A 3,878-nucleotide genomic window follows, 5' to 3' on the forward strand; every position below is an offset into this window, starting at 1 on the left:
AACACACCCAACACCCCCAACAACCCCCCGCAATCCCTCAATAAATTGCGACAAAAGAGAGCTGGCAGTGGAGGAAGACAAAAGCGACGCGTTGTGTTCAAGCGAGACCTCCAGCCCTTCCGCCCGGTCACGCAGATAGAAGGTTAACGGGGCCTTCGCTCCGGTCGGCGACAAACGCAGATCGACGACCTCCAGAGCGCCAGCCGCCACATCAAGCCGCGCATCGGTCAGCCTCTCATCCTGCCAATCGATCAAAACATCGAACAAAGGGCCATCCGCCGCGCCAAGATCGGCAATCATGTGCGAGAGCGGATACTGCGTATGGGTCATCGCGGCGCTAAACGCGTCGCGATTGCGGGTCAGAAGGTCGGCAAGGCTGTCATTTTCCCTGACCTGGGCGCGGAATGGAATGGTATTCAAAAACAGCCCGAATGAGGCTTGTTTGGCAGCGCTCTCCCGGCCTGACGTGGCAATTCCGATGGTGATATCGTGTTGATTAGCCTGCCGGGAAAGCAGGATTTGAAGGGCCGACAGGCTCAAGATAAAAGGGCTTATGCCATGATTTTTCGCATATGATTTCAGCGCCTTAATCTCATTCAGTGTCAAATGAGCCGTTTGCCAAGCCGCCTCATCCCCGCTTGCAGACCCGTCATAGGGCAGGAGCAGTTTTTCAGGCACGGGGGTCAGATGAGCGGACCAGAACGCGGCACTCTCCGCGTCTGCCACTGGCATCGGAATGTCGAAAAATTGAACCGGGTCAGCGGGGCGCGGCTGATCGTGGTAGCGTGCAAAAAGCTCCTGCACAAAAAGGGACAGCGACCAGCCGTCAAAAATCAGATGATGAAAGCTGAAGGCGAGGACGGTGCCCGCGCCATCCTCAATCGCAGTAATCCGAAACAGGGGCGCTTGATCGAGCGGCAATGGTTGCCGCAGGGCGTTGAGCGCCCATGCGGTTGCGTCTTCTTCAGTGGGTGCGGTCAGGCGATTGATCTGGAAAGAAGGCGATTTTTCAATGATTTGCGCAGGTGCCTCGGCTGTGTCGACAATGGCAACGCGCAATATCTCATGGGCATCTATCACCGCCCGGCAGGCGGCCTCGAACCGGTCAAGGTTAAACGGGCCTGTAACACGATAGGCCGCCGGGATAAGATAGGCGAGGCTATTCGGCGCTTTTTGACAGGCAAGGTAGATGTCCAACTGCGCGGGGGTGAGCGGAATGGGCTGTGAGCGGTCGACCGTCGGTTGGTCCGGTGGGGGTGCCGCTGTCGCCTTGGCGGCCAATTCTGCGATGGTCGGTGTCAGAAACACATCGCGCATGCTGAGGGTTAATCCCGTCGCATGTTCGAACCGCGCCACCATTTGGTTCGCGTTCAGCGAATGCCCTCCTAGGGCAAAGAAGGACACATCGCGGCTCACCTCATCCAGATTTAGCAAACCTTGCCATATGTTTGCGAGCGTTTCCTCAAGCTCTCCTTGGGGGGCATTCCCAGCGATCTGAGGCTCTTGATCGACAGGCGGCGCTGTCTCGCTCCGGACAAGGGCACGGGCGGGCATTTCCCCCGTCGTGACCTCCGCCAGCGGTGTTCGGCCCTGCTGAGCAAGCTGTGTGAGCACCTCAAGATAGGCCCGCGTGAGGACCGCGATCGTTTCCGGTTCAAACAGATCAGCGGCATATTCAAAGGCGGCATCCAAACTGTCCGCTGTGCTGTCATCGACGGTCAGGGTCAGATCGAATTTGGCGGCTGGCGTCGTTTGCGGCAGGAGTTTTGTTTGCGCGCCTGTCAACTCGAACCGGTCTAGCGCGTCATCCTGCATCGCAAACAGCACCTGAAACAGCGGCGCATGGGACAGCGACCGCTCCACGTGCAACGCGTCGATGATCCGCTCAAAGGGGATGTCCTGCTCGGCAATCGCGTCCCGCAATCCGCGTTGAACGGCGCTCGCCACTTGATCGAGTGTCATATCCTCTGTCAGCGCTGTGCGCACCGCGACCGTGTTCATCACGCTGCCAATCAGCCCCTCGGTCTGCGGCAGATCGCGACGAGCGACGGGCGTTCCGATCAACAGATCGGCCTCCCCGGTGATCCGGCCCAACATCGCGTTCAACCCCGCCATAAGCTGCACGAACAGTGTTTGCCCTTTGGCTTGTGCGCGCGCCCGTAGCGCGGTGATCAGCGGGTCGGGGAGCGTGAAATGGTGTTTGCCCCCGTTGAAGGATTGAATGTCCGGGCGCTCATGGTCGAATGGCAATGCGAGCGCGGGCGGCGCACCCTCAAGCCGTTCGGCCGCCGCTTTCAGGCGCGCATCCTGTCCGGGATGTGCGGCCTGCGCGGCCTGCCACGCGGTGAAGGCCGCGTAACTTGGGCCGTGTTTCGGTGTTGGCACGGCCCCTGCGCGGAATTTCGCGTAGAGGGATGCGAACTCCTCCAACAGCAGGCCAACCGCCCATCCATCTGCGGCGATGTGGTGGAGGGTTAGGGTGAGGATGGCATGGTTTGGGGCGTATGTGAGGAGGTGGGCGCGGATGGGGATGTCGGTTGTGAGGGCGAAAGGGGTTTGGGCGAGGGTTTTGGCGCGGGCACGGGCGGCGTCGCGGGAGGGGAGGGTTTCGCGGATCAGGTCTGGCAGGGTTTCGGTGATTTCCGCGCGGGGGCTTCCGTCGGTCGTGGGGTAGATGGTGCGCAGGATGTCGTGGGTTTTTGCCAGCGTTTTCAGTGTTTTGCCGAGGGCGTCCGCGTCGATATCCCCCTCCAGATCGAAGGCCGCGGGCATGTTGTAGGGGGCCGCATCCGGCGTCAGGGTCTGCAAAAACCACATGCGATGTTGCGCGGGGGAGAGCGTGCCGGGCGCGATTTCTGCGGTCGGGGCGGGCGTGTCCTTGGCGGTCGCGTCGATGCTCTGCGCCAATGCTTTGAGTATTGGTGTGTCGAAGATTTGGGCGAGGGTTGTGTTGGTTTGGAAGCGGTCGCGGATGCGGGCGGCGGTGCGCATGGCGGTGAGGGAATGTCCGCCGAGGGCGAAGAAGCTGTCGTCTCGGGCGATCTCGTTGGTGTCGATGCCGAGGGTTTCGGCCCAGATGGCGGCGAGTGTTTGCTCGGTCTGGCCCTCGGGGGCGGCGCGGTTTTGCGCGCGCTGGCCCCAGTTTTGCGGTTTGGGCAGGGCTTTGCGGTCGAGCTTGCCGGAGGCGGTGAGCGGCAGCGCGTCCATGAGGATGAGCGCATCGGGCTGCATCGCGGGGGCGAGGTGGCGGGCGATCCAGTCGGCGAGGTCGGGCAGGGGGGCTGCGGGTGCGGTGGTGTCTGTGTCGGGCGTGTCCGTGTAGAGGGTGGCGGGCGCGGTTGGATCGGCCGCGGCATGCACAGGCTCGGTCGGGATTGGGCCGGTCGCGCTGGCGGGCGCGGAGCCGTGGGGCGTGGACCCATGGGCGTGGCGTGCGCCCTGATCCCCGTCCTGATCCGCCTCCTGCGGCACCGACGGGTCCATCGCGGCCAGCCGGGTCGTGCCGGGCCTGCTCGTCGCAATCCCAGACTGTGCCGCCGCGCTCGGCACGTCTGATGTGGCCGCGTCGGGGCCAGCCGCCGCGCCATGTGCGGCCACGGTTCCCAACGGGCCCGCGTCGGTAGTCGCGGCCCCAGTGGCTGCGGGCAGCGCATAGCCCTCGGCCAGCGTGTAATAGGCCGCAAGGCGCGCCTGACCGGTGCTGCCCGCCGATGACCCAGTTACCGATGACCCGGCCGGCGATGACCCGGCTGCCGATGACCCGGCTGCCGATGACCCGGCTGCCGATGACCCGGCAACGGCTTCGGCGGGCCACAGCTTCACGGCGGCGGCGGCCACGCCCGGATGGGCCGCGATGGCGGCCTCGATCTCTCCCGGTT

The 3,878-nt window shown here is 63.5% G+C and carries 1 protein-coding gene; it reads right to left on the minus strand.

From position 1 onward, the window contains the following. Positions 1–3,878 (minus strand): condensation domain-containing protein (locus FHS89_RS16155; protein ID WP_246414008.1); only part of this gene is annotated, 3,878 nt, incomplete at both ends.

This window comes from Rubricella aquisinus (genome assembly GCF_014199445.1).
Classification (GTDB): Bacteria; Pseudomonadota; Alphaproteobacteria; order Rhodobacterales; family Rhodobacteraceae; genus Rubricella; species Rubricella aquisinus.